Raw genomic sequence first — 20,640 nt, 5'->3', positions numbered from 1 at the left:
CCAACACCCCATCTCCCCAATTCCCAATTCATACCCAATATCCCTAAATTGACATTTTAGCCTCTAAAGCTTTGAGGTATTCCGTATTGACTCCCGACTCGCGAATCAGAGCAATTTTACCGGTACGGGCCACCTCGCGAACGCCAAATTTATTCAGCATTTGCATAATCGCCACCATTTTACCCGGATCCCCCACCACTTCGATGGTCAGGGTTTCCTCGGAAATATCCACAATCCGCGCCCGGAATACCTGCGCTAATTCGATCACTTCGGCCCGGCGCTCGGCGGTAGCATTAACTTTAATCAGCATTAATTCCCTTTCCACACAGGGGGTTTGGGTGATATCCTGCACCTTGAGGACGTTAATTAATTTGTAAAGTTGTTTGGTTAACTGTTCGATGCTGTCCTCATCTCCTGGTACTACCATCGTAATCCGAGAAACTCCCATCTGTTCGGCAGGACCCACGGCCAGGCTTTCAATATTAAAGCCGCGACGGGCGAATAATCCAGCAATACGGGTTAAGACTCCCGCTTCATCTTCAACTAATACGGATAATGTGTGTTTCATGGCGCTCTATCTACACAACCTAGATTTCCCCATTGTAAGACAGGAGGCAAGGCCGGAACAGTTTGTCTTCTCTGAGGGATTCAGGTAGAAACCTCTACTCTGTCAAAGTTTATATCCAATCTTCCTCATCCCCTTTGTTTACCTCCCGCTCTTGGTTTTCATCCTGGGCGGGGGGCGTAATAATCCGATAATTGACATCGTAAACTTGCTCGGCTTTTTCCCCGCGAGTCTGTTTGGCCGTGCGGTAACTATAGGAATAAACCGAGCCAGTTTGAGAACTGTCCTGTGGGGGCTTGACAAAATTCGCTTTTTTCCCATCAGCAACCCTAGGCGGGAATTCTTCCCGATCCTGAATGGTAGTCGGTTTTTCGGGGGGTGCATCAAAATTCCAATCATCACCGCTATCTCTTTCCCAATCGTTACCCGGTGGAGAAGCGGCGCGATCTTGAATATAGGTAGGTCGGGGAGATGGGGGTGGGACTTGAGGATTATTGGCTATAGGAGGGGAAGCTTTTGGGGCGGCCAAAGGACGACCAAAACCATAGAGAAATTGCAGGGTTAAACCACTGATAATTCCCGCTAGGGTGAAAAGTAACACCCAGACCGCTAGGGGCAGTTTTACCGTCATAATACCGCCAAAAAAGACCAAAGTGATCACCCCCAGATTCTGCCAGATCAGTAATCCGCCTACAGCGATCGCAAATAAGACCATAATCCAGCCCATTTTTACCTCCCTTGATTCAGTGATCAGTGATCAGTAAACAGTAAACAGGTATAAAGATAAAGATAACTAACTAACTAATTAACTTAAAACTTACATCTGATAACTGATAACTGATAACTGATAAGGCTCTTCTCGACTTTGTGTGATAATCTTTGCTTATGGAATCGTGAAGTGCTTATCGGGCAAGACTTTTAGGACTATTTTGCGGAAGAAACTATCAGTATAGACCTCGTTTCCACACAGAAACCAGAAGAGCCCTGATAACTGATCACTGATAACTGATCACTGATAACTGTCAATGTCCTTGCCAGCGATTAATGGCCACACAATCGATATCTAACTGATCGAGAGTACGAGCGATGACAAAATCTACCAAATCCTCGATCGATTGGGGATGGTGATACCATGCCGGTATTGCTGGCACGATTCTAACGCCCGCCTCGGCTAAAGTGGTTAAATTACGCAGATGAATTAAACTAAAGGGGGTTTCTCGCGGTACTAAAACCAATTTTCTGCCCTCCTTCATCTGCACATCGGCCGCCCTTTCTAGCAAATCGGAACTTAATCCCCCCGCTAATTTGGCCACTGTACTCATGCTACAGGGAATAATTACCATACCAAGGGTGCGATAGGAACCACTGGCGATCGTTGCCCCCACATCGCCCCAACGATGACAGCGTAATTTTCCCCCTTCCATCACCCCGCATTGGCCGCGCCAAAATTGTTCTTGCAGCTCTGGTTCTGGAGGCATCCGCACATTATCTTCTGCTTGCCAGACAGTGTAAGCTGATTTGGAGGCCACTAGATCGATCGTGTAGTCGGCTAAAAGTAGATATTTGAGAGTACGGACGGCATAAATCAGCCCTGATGCCCCCGTAACGCCCAAAATTAGCGGTTTAGATAATTCCTTCAAGCTCTAATTCCTCGATCAATTGTAATCCTCTCGGGTCGCCCACTTTTAATAAAGCACCCCTGGCATCTTCCTTGACACCTAAATCCTCATCTTCCACCAAGGCCTCGATCAAAGCATCGATCGCCGTGGCATAAATCACATTTAAGGGCAATTCTCGGCATAATTGACCGATCGACCAAGCGCAATTACTCCGCACCGCCGCGATTAAATCTCGGCGCAATCCTTCAATTAAAGGCGGCAAGACGGTGATGATATCTTCATAATTGACCTTGGCAATCTGGGCCAAACTACTGGCGGCCCATAATCGCACCGCCGAAATATCGGTTTTGAGAGCATGAACCAAAGGCTCGATCGCTCTGCGATCACCACAGTTACCTAGGGCCCAAACTACCCCTTTTCTGACGTAACCATTCCAATCTCTGGCCAGTAGCTCGATTAAAGGCTCCACGGCGCTAAGACTGGGATTTCTGCCCAAAGCGTAGGCGACACTGACACGCACTAGGGGACAGACATCGCTTAACATCTCCAGTAAAGGAGCGATCGCTCTTTCGTCCCGCAATTCACAAAAGGCGCGGGCCGCGATCATCCTCTCGCTGACATGAGCAGAAGTAAGCAATGAGAGCATTTCCTCCGGATCGGGAGGGATTTCCGCTGCTTGATCTGGATCGCTCCCATCGAGAGGATTATTTAAGGAGTTGCTAGGGTCTAGGATTTCATTGTCGTACATACTTGTTAGATTATCTTAATCCGTGACCGCTTACGTCAAGCCCAAAATCAAAAAGTAGTTGCTGGTTGGGGGGACTTTTCAGTTTTGCATGAGTAGAAAACGGGTTTCTCCGAGAAACCCGTTTTCTGTGGTATAAGACGCATTCTAACCGCCCATCCTTGCACTTACAAAACCCAGCAGACTAGAAAGTAAATACAGGGCAAATTTTCGTGTTTTTGCGATGCCAAGACGCGGATTTGAACCGCGGACACGAGGATTTTCAGTCCTCTGCTCTACCAACTGAGCTATCTCGGCGTTTTTTTTGTCCTTTCTCAACATAGCACGCCCTCGAAATAATTGCAAGGTTTTTTTCTAAAAAGTTTTCCGCTCGACTAGATTGGCAAGGTGAGGGTAAAAGTGGTGACAGCATTGGCACTGGTGACATTGATGGTCCCATTCAGGGGTTTAATCAGTTTGCGGACTAAAGCTAAACCTAAACCGGTGCCACTGTAGCGCCAGGGATCTTGGTGAGGAATGCGATAAAAAGGGGCGAATATTCTTGATAATTCCTCTGGGGCGATTTCTACACCTGAATTGCTCACAATAATTAATATTTGCTTCCCCGCACGCTTCACATTTACCCTAATTATCCCTCGTTCTGGGGTATATTTAGAAGCATTGGTAAGTAATTCGGCTATGATGCGCTCGATATGACACAGACTGGTGTTAATCTCCGGTATATCCCCATCTATATCTAAAATTAACTGCTGTTGTCGCTCACGGGTGAGATGACGAAAAGGTTCCACTAATAAGGGTAGCCACGAAAGTAAGTCGATTGCTTCGATCGCCAGGGGTTCGGTTTCCGCATCCAGATAGGTTAAAGTCAACAGATCATTAACTAACTTACTCTGACGCTGAGATTCAATGTTAAGAATTTGCAACAGTTGACCGATCGAATCCTGTGGATCGATCTCGATCCCTTGATCTTCTAGGAGACTTTCCAGGGTTTCCACCGCTAGACGAATGCTGGTAATCGGGGTTCGCAGTTCATGGGAAAGGGTTTTCAAGAATTCGCTTTTTAATCTTTCCAGTTTTTCTAATTCCCTCACTTGTGCTTGGGAAGATTCGTAAAGTCGCGCCTGTCGAATAGCGATCGCACATTCGGTGGCAATATGTTGAATCAAATTAGTTTCTAAAGAGTTAAAAATATGATTAGCTGGTCGAATTAGCCAAAGATTGCCCAAAAAACCCTGATCGTCAAAGATAGCACAAGCACAACGGTTAACACGACCAATTTGCGGATTACCAAGAGGAAGACGATCAACAAACTGTAAAATTTGTTTGTGCAGCAGCGGTTGATAGATTTCGGGAAAATCGCTAATTTGACGGGTAATTCCCTGACAGATAAGCTTTTGAGTGGTATATTCGTGGACAATAGTGGCTTGACTGCGACTGGGATCGTAAAGCTCAATTTGGGCGCGTTCTACGGGTAAAACCTGGACTAATTCCCTAGTGGTGGTTTGCAGAATATGATTTTCATCGAGACTATCGCGAATTTTTTCGGTAATCCGTCCGATTAATGCTTCATACTTCAAACTCATCTGCAATTCGGCGGTTCTTTGCTGAACCTCCGATTCTAGGGCAGTATTCAAGCATTTTACCCGTTGGTGCAGTTCTGCTTGTTGAATGGCAATTCCCACTTGAATGGCTAATTGTTTGAGCAGCTCTATTTCTTGGGATTGCCAAGAGCGAGTTTTTTGGCAATTTTGGGCAATTAGTAACCCCCAGAGTTGGTTATCGCAGATAATTGGCACCACCAAGTTAGCCTGTACTTGCAAAGAGGTGAGTAGGCTGCGATAACAGGGATCAAGTCCCGAATTATGGACATTTTCAATAACTTGAATTCTCCCGCGACGATAATTTTCCAGACGTTCTGGGGATAAATTAAAACAGGGATCCTGTATCCTGTTTCCTAAGACCGAATTAATCCTCGCAGTATGGGATTCCACCACAATCATGCCACTATGATCGGGGAATAAACGATAAATTAACACTCGATCGCAGTTGAGAAATTGTCGCACTTCTTTAACGGTTCTTTGCAAAATGCGATCAAGATCCAACGATTGCCGGATTCTTTCCTGCATTACCCCCAGTAGTTGTTCTCGTTCTGCTTGTAATCTTAAAGCTTCTTCGGCCTGTTTGCGTTCGGTGATATTGGTACTGGTTCCCACTAAACGATAGATACGCGCATTGTTATCCCGTAGGGGTGTTAAAGTTGTTAGCCACCAGTAGGGTATATTTTGAAAAGGTAAATACTGTTCGTAGGAAATAGTCGTTCCGTAACGTACACAATCACTATAGTGTTGCCGCACACTACGCGCATCATCGGGGGGAAGGATTTGTTCGGGAGTTTTGCCTTTAATATCTGATGAGCGCAGTCCTGTCCAGCGTTCATGAACGGGGTTGGCCCCCACATAGCGAAAATCTCTATTTTCCAGCACGTCCACTACAAAAATCGACGCTTGCACGGAATTAAATATACTACGCAGAAACTGCTCGGAATCCTCCTCTTGTAGCTCTCCATCTAACTCGGTATCGATTGCTGATGGCTGCTTTTCCATAAGAGCCTCCTATTGTGCTAATTGGTGGATTTGGATCGATAATCACAAAATCGTTGGCTACTCCTAGAGCGATTTAACAATTTCTTAAGATTCTCGCACGAATTTTCCTATCCGCTGCCGATTTCGATATATTTCTTTGCAAAAACGAGAAAGCAACCCCAATATACTGAGATCGCTTATCAGTTATCAGTTATCAGTGACCAGTTATCAGTGATCAGGTTTAAGTTTTAAGTTAAGTAGCTAGACACAATTAATTAAGTATATCTAACTACTTCTTCCATGAGTGCATGAGTGCCTATCCTCACCAAGAAGTTAATTTTGTCCTATTACTTATATGTGTTATTTTCAGTGATCACTGCTCACTGATTACTGATTACTGATCACTGAATTTAGGCTTCTTGGTTGACAAAAGGCAATAAAGCCATTAAACGGGCCCGTTTCACCGCTTCAGTTAAATCTCGCTGTTGTTTAGAAGTTAAACCGGTGATGCGTCTAGGTAGAAGTTTGCCGCGTTCGGTGATGAATTTGCGGAGGAGTTCGGTGTCTTTGTAGTCAATCGGTTGACTGGGGGAGATGGGGGAGAGACGTTTACGATAGTAGCTCATAGATTGGTAAAGATTGCTTGACTTTTTAACTAAAGTGTGTTTACTTAATTTCCTTGTGGACGGTGTGCTTATTGCAGTGGGGACAGTATTTCTTGATTTCCAGTCTGCCGGTGGTATTGCGCCGGTTTTTGCTGGTGGTGTAGCGAGAAACGCCGGGGGTACGCTTATCGGGATTACTGCGGCATTCCGTGCATTCTACAGTGATGATCAGGCGAACGCCTTTTTTACTAGCCATAACAACAGGGGATCGGGTAAATTTACACGCAATCGATCATTATGACATATCTGGGGCTTTTTAGGCAAGAGCGGCCGGGGCGAACCCAGGGAATTGTCGGCTAAAAAGTTGAGTTTGGGATGAAATCCAGCACAAAAAAGCTAGAATAATCACAGCAGTTGGCGAGGATGAGGAAAATGGCGGTAAGATTGGGTAAACCGATTTTAGTGATGGGGATAGGCATTACCATCGCTTTAACCCTGGGGGAAACTCTCAATAGTAAACTGAGCGAAATCGGTTCCTGGGGTATTTTAGGTGCGTTTGTCCTTGGTGCCGGTATCTGGTTTTGGCAAAAACCCAACTCGAAAATCGATTTTTCCCCCCCCACTCCCCTGAGTCTAGAAAAGGTTAAACAAGCGATTAGCAAGGCCGAGAAGATAATTAATTATCTGGCCAAAGAAGACCCCAATCAAGACTTAACCCCACTGAAAACCAGTTTAACCCAATTAAATGCAGAATTTAGTCGCCAAGACCTGAAAATTGCCATTACCGGCGCTAGAAAAACTGGTAAAACTGCCTTAAAAAAACTACTAGAAAGCGGCAACTTTGGAGAATCTATCGCTTTTCTGGAAACGGAACCCCTTCTGACTCTCAACTCCACCGCTAACCAGAAAAAGTCCCTGGCAGCCGACTTAGTTTTGTATCTTATCAATGGGGATTTAACCGATTCCGAATGGCAAATCCTCCAGCAATTCGATCAAATGCACCAGCGTGTTATCCTGTTACTCAATAAACAGGATCGTTTACCCGCCGAAACCAGAGAAGAAATTCTCCTTTCCCTAAAACAAAGACTGAAAGAAACTATTCCTGCTCATCATATTTTAGCCATAGCCGCTGCCCCTGAACCCCTAAAAGTTCGTCAACATCAAAGCAATGGGGAAATCAAGGAATGGACGGAACCCCAAACGGTAGTTATCGATCCTTTAGATAATCATCTCCAACAAATTATCAGACAAGAAAAGTCCGAATTAGTTCTGGGAACTATCTGGAGACAAGCGCTCGAATTAGCAAAGGAAACCAAACAATTACTTAATCAATCCCGACGCAAAAAGGCTTTACCTGTTATCGAACAATACCAATGGATAGCCGCTACTGCCACTTTTGCTAATCCTCTTGCGGCCCTAGATTTAGTTTTAGCGGCAGCTACTAACGCTCAAATGTTAGTGGATTTAGGGGCCATTTATCAACAAAAAATGTCCCTTGAACAAGCAAAAACAGCCATGGCCACCCTAGGGAAGATGATGGTACAATTAGGCATGGTAGAAGTGACAACCCAGGCATTAGGAACGATTCTCAAGGGAAATGCGATTACTTATATCGCTGGTGGTACAGTGCAGGGAATTGGGGCAGCCTATCTAACTCGTTTAGCTGGTTTAAGTTTAATTGAATATTTCCAAGAACAGGAAATTAACGAGCCGCTGAATAATGATTGGAATTGGACGAGTTTGCAGAATAAAGTTAAACAGGTCTGGGAACAAAATCAGCGCCTAGCATTTTTACAGGATTTTGTCAAGCAAACGAGCGCTCGTTGGTCGGCATTTTCCGGTTAAAAAATCTAGTTAAGAACCGGGAAAAGGTAAATGCTGACGTAGCACATCCCAGCGCGAACAATCCCAATAATCGATATGAGAAATAATCAGATTATTGTTATCGAGAGTTAATTCACTGCGTCCAGAAATAGCGATGCGTGGCCGCCAAGGTAAAGGAGTTGTCCAGTGCAATGTCCAACGGGTATTAATAATATTTCCCTGCTGTTCAATTGCGTGGACATCCATCTTGATAGCTTGGAACCATTGACTCATAAAACCAATCATTTCCCGATAGCGTTTAATCCCCCGAAATTGATTGAGAGGATCTTGAAAATAAACGTTATCAGCATAAATATCATAGGTTTGATCGAGGGGAAATCTTTGATAATCTTGCTGCAAAATAGCGATAATATCCATAAAGTACCAAATTATTCCCGATAGCTATTGCCTTTTTTCGCTGCTGAGGGGTAACTGTTAACTATTAAAAGATCACTCCCGTCAAACTAAAGGGACGGACTTCGGTAATTTTAACCTTAACAAATTTGCCTCGCAATTCCTCAATATCTCCCGTAAAGAAAGTTAAGCGATTGCCTCTAGTTCTTCCCATAACTTGACCAGCATCTTTAGGGTTAACGTCTTCCACTAAAATTTCCTCAATTCTGCCTAAATATCTTTGGGAACGTTCAGCGGCTTTTGTGGCCACTAAATGATTTAATCTTTGTAAGCGATCGCTTTTTACCTGCTCACTTAATTGATTATCCCAAATAGCGGCCGGAGTGCCGGGACGGGGAGAATAGGCCGCCGTATTTAATTGATCAAAACCAATCTCATCGACTAATTTTAAAGTATTCTCGAACTGTGCCTCTGTTTCTCCGGGGAATCCGACAATCGCATCGGCACTAATGGCAGCATCCGGCATTAAATCGCGAATATTAGCAATAATTTGTCGGTATTTTTCCTGAGTATAGCCCCGTTTCATGGCCTTGAGGATATCATTATCCCCCGATTGAAAAGGGATATGAAAATGTTCACAAACTTTAGGTAATTCCTGACAAGCTTTAATCAAACGTTCGGTAAAATAGCGGGGGTGACTGGTGGCAAAACGGAGACGTTCAATGCCGGCCACATCGTGAACGTAGTAGAGTAAATCGGTGAAATTGTGCAGATGTCGGCCGCTTGCCGTCACTCCGGGTAAATCCCGTCCGTAGGCATCGATATTTTGACCTAAAAGGGTGATTTCTTGATAACCCTGTTGTCCTAATTGTGCCATTTCTGCTCGAATTGCCGCAGGAGTGCGAGATTGTTCCACCCCGCGCACCCCCGGAACCACACAATAGGTACAGCGTTCATTGCAACCATAGATGACGTTCACCCAAGCGGTAATATTACTATCCCGGCGCGGTTTGGTGATATCTTCCATGATGTGGATGGGTTCGGTGGCCACCACCTGGGAACCGTCAAAAACTTGTTGTAATAAGTCTCCCAAGCGGTTTGCGTGTTGGGGACCGATAATTAAATCCACTTCGGGAACCCGTCTTAATAATTGTTCCCCTTCCTGTTGGGCCACGCAGCCAGCGACAATTAAAGTAAGATCGGGTTGAGTTTGTTTGCGTTTAGCCTGTCTACCGAGATAGGAATACACCTTCTGTTCGGCATTATCGCGAATTGTACAGGTATTGTAGAGGATTAAATCGGCTTCGTTGGCATCCTCAGACCATTGAAACCCCAAATCTTCTAAAATACCCGCCATGCGTTCGGAGTCAGCTTTATTCATCTGACAACCAAAGGTGGTGATATGGTAACGACGTGGGGACTTATTCATGATGCTGGCTACAGAAACAATAGTGCAGGTTTCTATTTTAGGCTATTTATCCTCTGACTATGGCCTGCCCCGATGGCCAAAAACCGCCATCCTTTCACTGATTACTGATTACTGAAAAAACTCCCCACTTCCCCACTTCCCCACTTCCCCACACCCCACACCCCAGAATTAGCCTTAAAGCATACTCAGCTATACAAGCAAATAAAAACGAAACTTTTGCTTTGAGGATATCTCCTGACTGGTAGGATAAAAATGAACCATACTAGGCAGTTTAACCTCCACGCCGCCGAGGCCACACCTTTAATCATCAAAGGAAAAGTATTTATATGTCTAAAAATCAAGTGTTCGACTTTTTCGCCTTAGCCGCTAAAAACGAAGAATTGGGTCAAAAAATGCGCTCAACCCAAGATCCTCAGCAATTACTAGAGATAGCTCGCTCGCAAGGCTTCGATTTCTCCCTTCCTGAATTAGAAGCGGCACTCAAATCCTTGCACGAGAGTCCCGACTTTTTCCAAAAGTTAGCTCATGCAGTGTTAGAAGTTTTCAGTCCTAACCACGATAATTATCCCTCGATCGGTGTCCAACCCTACGAAGGTGAGATCGATCGCTAGAATCAGTGATCAGTGATCAGATGTGAGTTTTCAGTTCACTGATTACTGTTCACTGTTTACTGATCACTGAAAAAGGCTCCCCACTCCCCCACCCCAGCCGTATATAGTATAAAAAAATTATAAAAAAGCCTAAATCAGGGAAAATAGGCTTTTATCTGCCAATAAATCCAGCAGAGACAAGCAAGCCGCCAAGGGGCAAGCTAAAGCGGAAATCGGCTCATAGCAAAGGTTTTAGCGGTAAATCTCCTGAGAATTGCTGAGGCTGATGGGCGAAGTCAAGGAATGATTAACTTTCGTTAACCTGAAGATGAGAAATAATCATAATGTTTTATATTGTCAAAGGTGTCATAGTTTCCTATGCTTTTTTTAGGTTGATAATTTTGCCTGACTCGTCAAATTTTTACCAACCAGCCCTAGAAAATAAAATTAGTGGATGAAAACGGTCACGATCGAGATAAAATTCAGGATGGTCTTACCCACCTTGCCACGATCCCGACTGCCACCAGAGCTAGAGCAGGAAAAGTAACAAGGAAAGAATTTGACTGAAACAAAATTGATAACGCTAACAAAATTAATAGTTTAGTTTGGCTTGACAAGCGAGGAACAAAAAAATGCCAATTGCAGTAGGAATGATTGAAACCCTAGGATTTCCCGCCGTTGTGGAAGCGGCCGATGCCATGGTCAAAGCCGCCAGGGTGACTCTAGTGGGTTACGAAAAGATCGGTAGTGGTCGCGTCACAGTCATTGTCCGGGGAGACGTTTCAGAAGTGCAAGCTTCTGTAGCCGCTGGAGTGGAAAACGCCAACCGGGTTAACGGAGGACAAGTGCTATCTACCCATATCATCGCTCGTCCCCACGAAAACCTCGAATACGTGCTGCCCATTCGCTACACCGAAGAAGTAGAGCAATTCCGCAGCTATTAAACACCGTTGATCGGGGTCAGCATCTATAGAGTCGAAGAAAGCCAACCATTAGGAGACAAAAATATTATGTCAATTGCAGTGGGCATGGTGGAAACCTTGGGTTTCCCGGCCGTCGTCGAGGCGGCTGATGCCATGGTGAAAGCCGCCCGCGTAACCCTAGTAGGTTACGAAAAAATTGGTAGTGGTCGCGTCACCGTCATCGTCCGGGGAGACGTTTCGGAAGTACAGGCCTCCGTATCGGCGGGGACAGAAGCGGCATCTAATCGTGTTAAGGGTGGTCAAGTCCTCTCGACCCACATCATCGCCCGTCCCCACGAAAACCTCGAATACGTTCTTCCCATCCGTTATACAGAAGCCGTGGAACAGTTTCGTGAAAGTGTTAACCCGCAACCTTTAAGACGAATCTAGAGCGCAACTAACTTTTAGTGTAAACAAATTCCATGCAAATTGCCAAAGTTTGCGGCACCGTCGTTAGCTCCCTGAAACCGCGCAGTATGACGGGAGTGAAACTTCTGCTTTTGCAATTCATCGACGCACAGGGGCAACTTTTGCCTAAATACGAAGTAGCGGGTGATATTGTCGGAGCGGGGATTAATGAATGGGTGCTAGTGTCCCGGGGAGGAGCCGCCCGTATCGAAGACGGACAGAACAATCGCCCCCTTGACGCGATGGTGGTGGGGATTATTGACACTATAACCGTAGAAAATCGCACCCTCTACAGCAAGAGGGACGAATTTCGTCAATCCGGTTAAACATCGATAGAACCCAAACACAGTTAAGTAACAACCAGCCAGCCAAATTCAGTATGGAGGAAGACTAACTATGGTCGTCCGCACAACGGCGGCTAGTCCGAAAAAGCGGACCAAATCCCCAGAGGAAACGCACATAGACGAGAGTGCCAAAGTCCACACCTTCTCTAACCTCAGTGGCGCTATCGAGATCGGGGCGCGAGTGGTGATTGCTCCGGGGACTTCCATCCGCGCCGATGAAGGAACCCCCTTTTACATTGGCGACGACAGCAAAATTCAGGACGGAGCAATCATCCACGGTTTAGAAAAAAGCCGTGTGGTGGGAGATGACGGCCGAGAATATTCGGTGTGGATCGGCCGGGGCAGCTGTATCACCCACATGGCACTCATTCACGGGCCTGCCTATGTGGGCGATCGCTGTTTTATCGGTTTTCGCTCCACCGTCTTTAATGCCCGCATTGGTGCCGATTGCATCGTCATGATGCACGCCCTCGTTCAAGACGTGGAAATCCCCGCCGGGAAATTCGTGCCATCCGGTTCCGTGATCACCAGCCAACAACAGGCCGACCGCTTACCCGATGTCACAGAAATCGATCGAGCCTTCACCCGTCACATTGTCGATATCGACCTCGCCCCCAGCGTCCCGGTCAAAGCCCACAGCCCAGCGACTCCTCCACCGGCAGCCGCTATAAACATCGCTAATGAGACGCTATATAGAAATTCGGTGACACCTATGAGTTTAAATACAAACATTCGAGCGCAGGTTCGCTCCCTCCTCTCCCAAGGCTACAAGATCGGCATCGAATACGCTGACAAACGCCGCTTTAAAACCAGTTCTTGGTTAAGTGCCGGCTTTATCGACGGCGGCCGCGAAGAACAGGTATCCCAATCCCTAGAAGCCTCCCTGAGAGACCTGCAAGGCGAATACGTCCGCCTGATCGGAGTAGATCCCGCCGCTAAACGGCGCATACTGGAAATGATTATCCAACGCCCCGAAGACACCCCGGGAGAACCGGCCCGCACCACCACCGCCGTCCACGGCGGTCATGGCAACGGTAACGGCCATTCCGACCTGTCCGTACAAGTGCGTTCCCTGCTGGCCCAAGGACTGAAAATCGCCACCGAACACGCGGATAAACGCCGTTTTAAAACCAGTTCTTGGTTAACCGGACCTGCGATCGAAACCAAGAGCGAAGCGGGCATCATTCGCGATATCGAAGCGATCGTGACTGAAAATAGCGATGAGTACGTCCGCCTGATCGGGATCGACCCGCAAGCGAAAAAACGGGTCGTCGAAATGATTATTCACCGCCCCGGCAGCGCCCCCGCTAGTAACGGCAGCGGCAAAGCCAGCAGCTACAGCGCCCCCGCTAGTAACGGAGCCAGTTATAGCAGCAGTGGTAGCTTAAGTGGGGAAACGATCGCTCAAATTCGTTCCCTGCTCGCCCAAGGCTACAAAATCGGCACCGAACACGCGGATAAACGCCGGTTTAAAACCAGTTCTTGGCAGAGTTGCGCCCCGATCGAAAGCAATCGCGAATCCGAGGTAATTACTGCTTTGGAAGATTGTTTACGGGAACATAGCGGCGAATACGTCCGCTTACTCGGTATCGATGCTAAAGCCAAAAAACGGGTTTTAGAAACGGTGATCCAGCGTCCCGATGGTTCGGTGAGTAGTAATGGCAGCAGTAAAACCGCCACCGTTGCCGAACCGAGTTTCAAAAGCTCTGCTTCCGGTTCCTCCGGCGGCGGTACTGCCACTTTAACCAGTACCTTAACGGCGGAAACGATCGCTCAGATTCGTTCTTTATTGAACCAAGGTCACAAAATTGGCAGTGAACACGCGGATAAACGTCGTTTTAAAACCAGTTCTTGGCAAAGCTGCACCCCGATCGAGAGCAGTCGCGAATCCGATGTGGTGGCCGCTTTAGAAACCTGTCTGCGCGACCATCAAGGAGAATACGTTCGTCTGATCGGGATTGACTCCCAAGCGAAACGCCGTGTTCTCGAATCGATTATTCAACGCCCTTAATTTCAGGACTCGGCGATCGGTGAAGGGAGATAGGTGTTAGGTGTTGGTGGATCGGGAAAAATCCCTGAAACTCTAACCCCTACCCCCTAACCCCTGGTCACTGATCACTGATCACTGAATAACTGTCAATTATGTCCTTACCCCCCGTTCAACCTATTAGCCGCTCGGAATTCTATGTCAATGGTGATGTAACCATTGATGAGAGTGCGATCGTGGCTCCGGGGGTGATTCTCCGAGCAGCCCCCAATAGCCAAATAATTATCGGTGCGGGTGCTTGCCTGGGTATGGGAACAATTTTAACCGCCTATCAGGGTGTTATTGCTATCGGTGCGGGAGCAATTTTAGGTACAGGTGTTCTCGTCGTCGGTCGGGGTGAAATCGGTGAAAATGCCTGTATTGGGTCAACCACAACGATTTTTAATGCTTCTGTGGCAGCGATGTCGATCGTGCCGTCTGGTTCCCTGATCGGAGATACTTCCCGTCAAATTACCATCGAGGTGTCAGCGACCCCATCGGAACCGGAAAGACCCCCTTTACCGGAACCGCAACCCGTAGTCAGTCAAGTGTCCCCAGTGCCGTCCGTGGAGGAAGTGGTCTCCGAAACCGTGGCCAGTCCTTGGGATGGCGAGGAAATGGTCGCCGAGGCCAGTCCCGCGGAAACCAGAGAACAAGCATCTACTACTAACCGACCGAATCAAGCATCGGTGGTCGGAAAGGTCTATATCAATCAGTTATTGGTCACGCTATTTCCAGAACGTCATCGTTTTAATGGCAACAATAACCATAATTCTTGAAGGGGAAAATAATCGTTCACAAGCCAAAAATCTCAACAATAATTACTGAGTAATTAGACCTAATTTATCTAGAGTTCACTGCTGTCTAACTGTGCTCTAGGTACTGGGTATAATTGCTTAGAAATCCAGTTAATATTTAGCGATTGCCGACAATTTTTTGAGGTTGTAATTATTGATAATCTTCCTCAATTAAAGAGTAGTTTTAATCGCTCAAAGCCTGATGAGCAGAAGTTTCTGCGTGTCAATCAGGTAAATTTTTGTTGATTTTTTTATGCTTTTGTAGAGATTGTCAAAGTTAGATGACGACAGATTAAAGAAACTAATCCCCCCGAGAAAAAAAAACAATCAAAATTTTAGAGATAGGGAAAAAAAATGATCAGAATAGGATAAAGTTCATGTTAAGATGATCAGTTGAAAAAAACATTAGTGAAAATTGCTCCCTAACTTCGCTCCTGGCAGCAGGGGAAAGGAGCTTAAGAAAAATCTATGTCGGTTGACGGCGAGATTTTACAGGTGCGACTAATCATGCAGTTTATGGAGGAATAATCCCAATGGTGCAAGCCAAATCCAAAGGTTTCCAGGCCGGCGTAAAAGACTACCGCCTGACCTACTACACCCCCGACTACACCCCCAAAGATACCGATCTACTAGCTTGCTTTCGGGTAACACCCCAACCAGGAGTTCCTCCGGAAGAAGCAGGTGCGGCGGTAGCGGCGGAATCTTCCACAGGTACCTGGACCACCGTTTGGACCGATAACTTAACCGACCTCGATCGCTATAAAGGCCGTTGTTATGATATCGAACCCGTACCCAACGAAGATAACCAGTTCTTCTGTTTCGTTGCCTATCCTTTAGATCTATTTGAAGAAGGTTCCGTCACCAACATCCTCACCTCGATCGTTGGTAACGTTTTCGGTTTCAAAGCTCTACGCGGTCTCCGTTTAGAAGATATCCGTTTCCCCGTCGCTTTAATCAAAACCTTCCAAGGTCCTCCCCACGGTATCACCGTTGAACGGGACAAATTAAACAAATACGGTCGCCCCTTACTCGGTTGCACCATCAAACCCAAACTCGGCCTTTCCGCTAAAAACTACGGTCGTGCCGTTTACGAATGTCTCCGCGGTGGTTTAGACTTCACCAAAGACGACGAAAATATTAACTCTCAACCCTTCATGCGTTGGCGCGATCGTTTCCTCTTTGTCCAAGAGGCGATCGTTAAATCCCAAGCAGAAACCAACGAAGTTAAAGGACATTACCTCAACGTAACCGCTCCTACCTGCGAGCAGATGATGCAACGGGCTGAATTCGCTGCCGAAATCAAAACCCCGATCATCATGCACGACTACCTCACCGGTGGTTTCACCGCTAACACCACCCTGGCGAAATTCTGCCGCGACAAAGGGTTACTGCTCCACATTCACCGGGCAATGCACGCGGTTATCGACCGTCAGAAAAATCATGGTATCCACTTCCGCGTTTTAGCTAAGTGCTTACGTCTCTCTGGTGGTGATCACCTGCACTCGGGAACCGTTGTCGGTAAACTCGAAGGTGAACGCGGTATCACGATGGGTTTTGTTGACCTAATGCGTGAAGACTATGTAGAAGAAGATCGCGCTCGTGGTATTTTCTTCACCCAAGACTACGCTTCCTTACCCGGGGTAATGCCGGTTGCTTCTGGTGGTATCCACGTTTGGCATATGCCCGCGTTGGTGGAAATCTTCGGTGACGATTCCTGCTTACAGTTCGGTGGTGGAACCCTTGGCCACCCCTGGGGTAATGCACCCGGTGCCACCGCTAACCGTGTGGCTCTGGAAGCTTGTATCCAAGCTCGTAACGAAGGACGCTCCTTGGCCCGCGAAGGTAACGACGTTATCCGGGAAGCTTGCCGTTGGAGTCCTGAACTGGCTGCCGCTTGCGAACTCTGGAAAGAAATCAAATTCGAGTTCGAGGCTATGGATACCCTCTAATACAGCCCTTCAGAAAGTTGTTAGCAGTTATTGGTGGAAAATAATGCTGGAGGACTTGCCCAAAATCGGCAAGCAGTCGCTAGAATTTCAACACTGATAACTGTCTAGCCAATAACTGAAAACTGTATAAAATGTATCCGAAAAAAGTTGTTCAAGATACCGCGAAAGTCTTACAAAGTTACCTAACTTACCAAGCGGTTCGCACGATTATCGATCAATTGTCAGAAACTAATCCGACTTTGGCTATTTGGCTGAGTCACTATACTTCTAGCCATTCCATTCAGGATGGCGAGGCCTATATTGCGGGGTTAATGACTGAGAATAAAGAGTTAGTTTTGCGGATCATGACGGTAAGAGAACATTTAGCCGAACAGGTTTTAGAGTTCTTGCCAGAGATGGTAAAAACGGGAATTATTAATGACAATACCGAACATCGTCGGCAACTTTTGGAACGTCTCACCCGTACTGCTATAAGTCAACCAGAGACATCGGAATTAAATCTCGATGTTGATGATCTACCCAACCCATAAGGAATCAAGAAACCCATGAAAACTTTACCTAAAGAGAAGCGTTACGAAACTCTTTCCTACTTGCCCCCCCTCACCGATCAACAAATTGCTAAACAAATTCAATACATGATCGATCAGGGTTATATTCCTGCTGTGGAATTTGAAAAAGACCCCAAACCCGCAGATTATCATTGGACGATGTGGAAACTGCCTTTATTCTCTGTTTCTGGTCCCCAAGAAGTTCTTAATGAAGTTCGCGAGTGCCGCACTGAATATTCTGATTGCTACATCCGCGTTATCGCTTTTGACAACATCAAACAATGTCAAACCATGAGCTTTATTGTTCATAAACCCAATGCTGGCCGCTACTAATTTGGCTGTCATCTAATTATTAACTATTGAGGGGGGTTCTTAGACCTCCCTTTTTTTCTATCATTTGTTATTGAAAATCGTTGATTAACATCCAAAAACACTTGGTTGGAAAATCATTAAGGTTATTACCTTGAAATTCTACAGATTGATTTCTAACCCAAGCATTTGCTACTGTGCGGAAGCGTGTGTTTTTATATTGATTAACTTTCTCGGCTTCTTGACTAGGATTTTTCCGAGGATCCGATAAGTCTGAGGCTGTTATATAAAGACATTTACTATAAACAACAAACATAAAATTAAATCCTATATGTCCATGAGATAACCATCTTGAGGTTTCAATGTCACATTGATTGGTCATATTCAAATAGACTTCAAATTTATTAAATAGCTTTTGAATCCGAAGTTGATCTAGTTTGAGTTTTTTATTCAATATCTTACCCCATTCTTCTAAATCAATTTTCAGAGATGTGGAGGTGATATCTATACACTGCCAATTTACTGATGTAGCAATAGGCGTAAGTAAATTTTCTGATAAACCTGCTAAACTCAAAGCACAAGCTATTCTGAGAGTATGCTCAAATTTAGATTCAAAAATTTCAAATGCTTCTTGATAAAAACTACTGACTAAATAATCGTTGAATGCCTTTTTCAACGTTGATATTTCAAAAAAATAGTTTTCAATTGAATGACCTCTACTCCAAATTAATCTCTTGTTAATTTTATGAGTTTTAATATGATCTTTTAAATCATTGCTCCATTCAAATTCTCTAAATTCTCGATCAACAAAGCCCAAAACTCTATTGTTAACATCTGGCGGCTTTTGGGCAACTAAATCACAGATTTTTTCTATCTTAGCTCTATTTCCTAATTCTCCTTGTATTCGCTGCGCAGTATCAATATTAATTTTTTTCAATAAATATAATTTTTCTGCTGAAATCTGAGCTTCATTTTGTTTTAAAAGATTACAAATAATAGTAAAAAAATCCTCATCATCGGCTCCTTCTAGCAACAAAAACCTATCATTTGACATAATTATTTCAGTAACGTATTCTTCAGGAGTTAACTGTAATCCATTCATAAAGTCGATAATTATCTAAATTTTTAAAAGGGAATGTCAATGTCTTCCAAATCATCATTTAGTATATAGATTTGATCTTCACTTCCAAGAGTATCGGTATTTATATTAGCGTTTGCCGTTGGTTGTAGTTCAAGTTTTATCATTCTCTCTAGATATTTGGATGCAATTACAGCAGAATGAGTACAAATAATGAGTTGTTTCTCATCAAGTTGTTTAACCATTTCTGGTAATAATTTACGTTGCCAATCAATGTGAAGTGAAATTTCAGGTTCATCAATTAAGACAACCCTACCACCTGTCATGTGACTGGCGGCATAAATTAAACCTACGACTTGTCTTTCTCCAGAAGACAAAATTTGCAGACTATGAATAGCTTCTTCATCACCAATTTTAACACCTAATTTCCCTCTGCCTTGAGGTAAGCTTGTAGAACCTATTTTTAATTGCTTTCTCTCTAAAAATCCATTGACTGATTCAAGATATCTTTCAATACTAGAATAAGCTTTTATTTGTGCATCTAGTCTTTGTTGAAGAGATCTTTTATACACGGATAAAACTCTACTAGCAATAGTTTTGTATTCTGGATATGATTCAAAGGCTCTCAACTGTTCTATTAATTTGTTATAAACATCATCTGATTGATCACGATTAACTTGAAAAGGTGAATTTTGCAATTTTTCCGAAAGTTCTATTATTTCTGTAATAACTTCGTCTGGCTCTTTTGTATTATCGTCTGTCTCAAATGATTGAGAAATAGCTTGAGAAAATTGAAGAAAAGCTTGTGAAAGCAAATTTCTATCAAGACTAGCAATTTTTAATTGAGCTTCTGTTAATTCTGAATTAATATGTTCTTCTATTTCTATCGGTGAAGGATACTCAAGTCTAGGGACAAATTTCCCAAATAGAATCCGAGCTAATTCGGTTGATCTGGCGGAACTTCTTAGAACTTTTCTAAAATTAGGTGATCTTCGGGCAAAATGTCTAATTTCATTTTCATCTAAGGTAGCCCATGCCTCAATCATTGTTCTAAAAGCAGGGAAATAAGTTGCTTTTAAGTCAATATCTTGCTTCTTCTTAGAAGATGATGGATAATAACGTGGAGAGAATTGAGAGAATAAAATTTCGCTATTTTCTTCTTGCTTTTCTTCTTCTAATAATTCTGCAAAACTGTAAGAATAGATTTTTTGATTATTAACAAAGACTGTTGTTACTGTTTGAGGAGAATTCTGCTGTTCTATCAATATTTCCGTATCATCATCTAATGTAATGGTTAATTTTTGAAATTTTAAATGGCCAAAACGTCTAAAATCTTCGTTTACGGCATTAGCAAGAATATGCAATACAGTGGTTTTGCCTGTGCCATTACTTCCATGAATAATATTAACTCCATCTTGAAAATCAAGATTAATATCAAATCTTCCATGTATTCCAATCGCTTCTAAACGCTTAATAAATCGAGACATACCTTTAATCTCCTATGACAGTCTCAAACGAAAATTATAATCTAATATGAAACTTTTCTCAAGTTTTTTCCTAAGCTGATCCGAGCGGGTAATAATAACTAACACTGAGAGAGCCTATTTTAGTGCGATCATCGACCTTGACATTGGTAAATTCGGTTCTTCGGTTTGTGTTATGCAATAGACGGGGGGTATAAGGTATGTAACCCTTATAGAGAAAGACATTTGGAGATTTTTATCAATTGTTTTTGCTCTAGAGCGAACTAATCAATTAAGTCTCTTGCCAGATAAAGATTTAGTCGATTTATGCCCCCCTATCGAACCATAACAAGTAACGAAGAACCCTAATTATTAACTGTTGAGGGGGGTTCTTAGACCTCCCT

Annotated in this window: 21 protein-coding genes and 1 tRNA gene; 10 read left to right on the top strand and 12 right to left on the bottom strand. The window is 44.4% G+C overall.

Going from position 1 to position 20,640, the window contains the following annotated elements; all coding sequences use genetic code 11:
• Positions 1-43: 43 nt before the first annotated feature.
• The 8 genes from ilvN to rpmG all read right to left on the bottom strand — a co-directional run bounded on the left by ilvN (position 44) and on the right by rpmG (position 6,372).
• Positions 44-568 carry an acetolactate synthase small subunit gene (gene ilvN / locus IM500_RS18215; protein WP_002732118.1) on the bottom strand — a complete coding sequence of 175 codons (525 nt, stop codon included), beginning with the start codon at positions 566-568 and terminating at the stop codon, positions 44-46.
• Positions 569-677: 109 nt separating this feature from the next.
• Positions 678-1,292: a LapA family protein gene (locus IM500_RS18210; protein WP_287739258.1), complete on the bottom strand. Its 615-nt coding sequence runs from the start codon at positions 1,290-1,292 to the stop codon at positions 678-680.
• A 295-nt stretch (positions 1,293-1,587) separates the two neighbouring features.
• Positions 1,588-2,205, bottom strand: coding sequence for a flavin prenyltransferase UbiX (locus IM500_RS18205; protein ID WP_190722355.1), 618 nt, complete (start codon positions 2,203-2,205; stop codon positions 1,588-1,590).
• Positions 2,189-2,932 carry a HEAT repeat domain-containing protein gene (locus tag IM500_RS18200; RefSeq protein WP_190722354.1) on the bottom strand — a complete coding sequence of 248 codons (744 nt, stop codon included), beginning with the start codon at positions 2,930-2,932 and terminating at the stop codon, positions 2,189-2,191. Before IM500_RS18200 ends, IM500_RS18205 begins: the two co-directional genes overlap by 17 nt.
• Before the next feature lie 221 nt (positions 2,933-3,153).
• A tRNA-Phe gene (locus tag IM500_RS18195) sits at positions 3,154-3,226 on the bottom strand.
• 77 nt (positions 3,227-3,303) lie between these two features.
• Positions 3,304-5,532: a sensor histidine kinase gene (locus IM500_RS18190; protein ID WP_287739256.1), complete on the bottom strand. Its 2,229-nt coding sequence runs from the start codon at positions 5,530-5,532 to the stop codon at positions 3,304-3,306.
• Positions 5,533-5,921: 389 nt separating this feature from the next.
• On the bottom strand, positions 5,922-6,137 hold the full coding sequence (rpsR, locus tag IM500_RS18185; protein WP_002732313.1) for a 30S ribosomal protein S18: 216 nt from the start codon (positions 6,135-6,137) through the stop codon (positions 5,922-5,924).
• Between the two features lie 40 nt (positions 6,138-6,177).
• A complete protein-coding gene (gene rpmG, locus IM500_RS18180; protein WP_002734724.1) occupies positions 6,178-6,372 on the bottom strand; it encodes a 50S ribosomal protein L33 in 195 nt (64 codons plus the stop codon).
• A 176-nt stretch (positions 6,373-6,548) separates the two neighbouring features.
• Between rpmG and IM500_RS18175 the strand changes: the two genes are divergently transcribed.
• Positions 6,549-7,961, top strand: a complete 1,413-nt coding sequence (locus tag IM500_RS18175) for a slr1306 family protein (RefSeq protein WP_287739254.1) — start codon at positions 6,549-6,551, stop codon at positions 7,959-7,961.
• A gap of 9 nt (positions 7,962-7,970) precedes the next feature.
• On the opposite strand, the gene IM500_RS18170 is transcribed toward IM500_RS18175, so the two are convergent.
• Positions 7,971-8,357, bottom strand: a complete 387-nt coding sequence (locus IM500_RS18170; protein ID WP_287739252.1) for a C6orf136 family protein — start codon at positions 8,355-8,357, stop codon at positions 7,971-7,973.
• Positions 8,358-8,421: 64 nt separating this feature from the next.
• Complete coding sequence (gene miaB, locus IM500_RS18165; protein WP_287739250.1) at positions 8,422-9,762, bottom strand: tRNA (N6-isopentenyl adenosine(37)-C2)-methylthiotransferase MiaB; 1,341 nt, start codon at positions 9,760-9,762, stop codon at positions 8,422-8,424.
• A 326-nt stretch (positions 9,763-10,088) separates the two neighbouring features.
• Between miaB and IM500_RS18160 the strand changes: the two genes are divergently transcribed.
• From IM500_RS18160 to IM500_RS18120, 9 genes are all read left to right on the top strand, one after another.
• Positions 10,089-10,373 (top strand): Nif11-like leader peptide family natural product precursor, encoded by a 285-nt coding sequence (locus tag IM500_RS18160; protein WP_002759324.1) that lies wholly within the window; start codon positions 10,089-10,091, stop codon positions 10,371-10,373.
• A 611-nt stretch (positions 10,374-10,984) separates the two neighbouring features.
• The gene (locus IM500_RS18155; protein WP_002734613.1) at positions 10,985-11,296 is read left to right on the top strand and encodes a carbon dioxide-concentrating mechanism protein CcmK; all 312 of its coding nucleotides are present in this window, start codon (positions 10,985-10,987) and stop codon (positions 11,294-11,296) included.
• A gap of 66 nt (positions 11,297-11,362) precedes the next feature.
• Positions 11,363-11,704: a carbon dioxide-concentrating mechanism protein CcmK gene (locus IM500_RS18150; protein ID WP_002733426.1), complete on the top strand. Its 342-nt coding sequence runs from the start codon at positions 11,363-11,365 to the stop codon at positions 11,702-11,704.
• A 32-nt stretch (positions 11,705-11,736) separates the two neighbouring features.
• Complete coding sequence (gene ccmL, locus IM500_RS18145) at positions 11,737-12,048, top strand: beta-carboxysome shell vertex protein CcmL (RefSeq protein ID WP_002759323.1); 312 nt, start codon at positions 11,737-11,739, stop codon at positions 12,046-12,048.
• Positions 12,049-12,118: 70 nt separating this feature from the next.
• Positions 12,119-14,077, top strand: coding sequence for a RuBisCO small subunit-like domain-containing protein (locus IM500_RS18140; RefSeq protein WP_190722350.1), 1,959 nt, complete (start codon positions 12,119-12,121; stop codon positions 14,075-14,077).
• 131 nt (positions 14,078-14,208) lie between these two features.
• Positions 14,209-14,871 (top strand): beta-carboxysome scaffolding protein CcmN, encoded by a 663-nt coding sequence (gene ccmN, locus IM500_RS18135; protein WP_004162497.1) that lies wholly within the window; start codon positions 14,209-14,211, stop codon positions 14,869-14,871.
• Between the two features lie 551 nt (positions 14,872-15,422).
• Positions 15,423-16,838 carry a form I ribulose bisphosphate carboxylase large subunit gene (locus tag IM500_RS18130; protein ID WP_002753365.1) on the top strand — a complete coding sequence of 472 codons (1,416 nt, stop codon included), beginning with the start codon at positions 15,423-15,425 and terminating at the stop codon, positions 16,836-16,838.
• 131 nt (positions 16,839-16,969) lie between these two features.
• Positions 16,970-17,368, top strand: a complete 399-nt coding sequence (gene rcbX / locus IM500_RS18125) for a RuBisCO chaperone RbcX (protein WP_002732424.1) — start codon at positions 16,970-16,972, stop codon at positions 17,366-17,368.
• 15 nt (positions 17,369-17,383) lie between these two features.
• On the top strand, positions 17,384-17,719 hold the full coding sequence (locus IM500_RS18120) for a ribulose bisphosphate carboxylase small subunit (RefSeq protein WP_002741682.1): 336 nt from the start codon (positions 17,384-17,386) through the stop codon (positions 17,717-17,719).
• Between the two features lie 67 nt (positions 17,720-17,786).
• On the opposite strand, the gene IM500_RS18115 is transcribed toward IM500_RS18120, so the two are convergent.
• Positions 17,787-18,797 (bottom strand): DUF4435 domain-containing protein, encoded by a 1,011-nt coding sequence (locus tag IM500_RS18115; protein ID WP_287739247.1) that lies wholly within the window; start codon positions 18,795-18,797, stop codon positions 17,787-17,789.
• Positions 18,798-18,820: 23 nt separating this feature from the next.
• Entirely contained in the window at positions 18,821-20,260 is a 1,440-nt protein-coding gene (locus IM500_RS18110) for an ATP-binding protein (protein ID WP_185237056.1), read from the bottom strand.
• Positions 20,261-20,640: the final 380 nt, after the last annotated feature.

This window comes from Microcystis sp. M179S2 (genome assembly GCF_020245805.1).
In the GTDB taxonomy this organism is placed as follows: Bacteria; Cyanobacteriota; Cyanobacteriia; order Cyanobacteriales; family Microcystaceae; genus Microcystis; species Microcystis aeruginosa.
Note: the sequence above shows the minus strand (reverse complement) of the source record. Positions and strands in the feature narration are given on the sequence as shown.

What these genes read in the sequence shown, in the direction of transcription:
- ilvN (WP_002732118.1), bottom strand. Translation starts at nt 568, where the DNA reads ATGAAACACACATTATCCGTATTAGTTGAAGATGAAGCGGGAGTCTTA.
- IM500_RS18210 (WP_287739258.1), bottom strand. Translation starts at nt 1,292, where the DNA reads ATGGGCTGGATTATGGTCTTATTTGCGATCGCTGTAGGCGGATTACTG.
- IM500_RS18200 (WP_190722354.1), bottom strand. Translation starts at nt 2,932, where the DNA reads ATGTACGACAATGAAATCCTAGACCCTAGCAACTCCTTAAATAATCCT.
- IM500_RS18190 (WP_287739256.1), bottom strand. Translation starts at nt 5,532, where the DNA reads ATGGAAAAGCAGCCATCAGCAATCGATACCGAGTTAGATGGAGAGCTA.
- rpsR (WP_002732313.1), bottom strand. Translation starts at nt 6,137, where the DNA reads ATGAGCTACTATCGTAAACGTCTCTCCCCCATCTCCCCCAGTCAACCG.
- rpmG (WP_002734724.1), bottom strand. Translation starts at nt 6,372, where the DNA reads ATGGCTAGTAAAAAAGGCGTTCGCCTGATCATCACTGTAGAATGCACG.
- IM500_RS18175 (WP_287739254.1), top strand. Translation starts at nt 6,549, where the DNA reads ATGGCGGTAAGATTGGGTAAACCGATTTTAGTGATGGGGATAGGCATT.
- IM500_RS18170 (WP_287739252.1), bottom strand. Translation starts at nt 8,357, where the DNA reads ATGGATATTATCGCTATTTTGCAGCAAGATTATCAAAGATTTCCCCTC.
- miaB (WP_287739250.1), bottom strand. Translation starts at nt 9,762, where the DNA reads ATGAATAAGTCCCCACGTCGTTACCATATCACCACCTTTGGTTGTCAG.
- IM500_RS18160 (WP_002759324.1), top strand. Translation starts at nt 10,089, where the DNA reads ATGTCTAAAAATCAAGTGTTCGACTTTTTCGCCTTAGCCGCTAAAAAC.
- IM500_RS18155 (WP_002734613.1), top strand. Translation starts at nt 10,985, where the DNA reads ATGCCAATTGCAGTAGGAATGATTGAAACCCTAGGATTTCCCGCCGTT.
- IM500_RS18150 (WP_002733426.1), top strand. Translation starts at nt 11,363, where the DNA reads ATGTCAATTGCAGTGGGCATGGTGGAAACCTTGGGTTTCCCGGCCGTC.
- ccmL (WP_002759323.1), top strand. Translation starts at nt 11,737, where the DNA reads ATGCAAATTGCCAAAGTTTGCGGCACCGTCGTTAGCTCCCTGAAACCG.
- IM500_RS18140 (WP_190722350.1), top strand. Translation starts at nt 12,119, where the DNA reads ATGGTCGTCCGCACAACGGCGGCTAGTCCGAAAAAGCGGACCAAATCC.
- ccmN (WP_004162497.1), top strand. Translation starts at nt 14,209, where the DNA reads ATGTCCTTACCCCCCGTTCAACCTATTAGCCGCTCGGAATTCTATGTC.
- IM500_RS18130 (WP_002753365.1), top strand. Translation starts at nt 15,423, where the DNA reads ATGGTGCAAGCCAAATCCAAAGGTTTCCAGGCCGGCGTAAAAGACTAC.
- rcbX (WP_002732424.1), top strand. Translation starts at nt 16,970, where the DNA reads ATGTATCCGAAAAAAGTTGTTCAAGATACCGCGAAAGTCTTACAAAGT.
- IM500_RS18120 (WP_002741682.1), top strand. Translation starts at nt 17,384, where the DNA reads ATGAAAACTTTACCTAAAGAGAAGCGTTACGAAACTCTTTCCTACTTG.
- IM500_RS18115 (WP_287739247.1), bottom strand. Translation starts at nt 18,797, where the DNA reads ATGAATGGATTACAGTTAACTCCTGAAGAATACGTTACTGAAATAATT.
- IM500_RS18110 (WP_185237056.1), bottom strand. Translation starts at nt 20,260, where the DNA reads ATGTCTCGATTTATTAAGCGTTTAGAAGCGATTGGAATACATGGAAGA.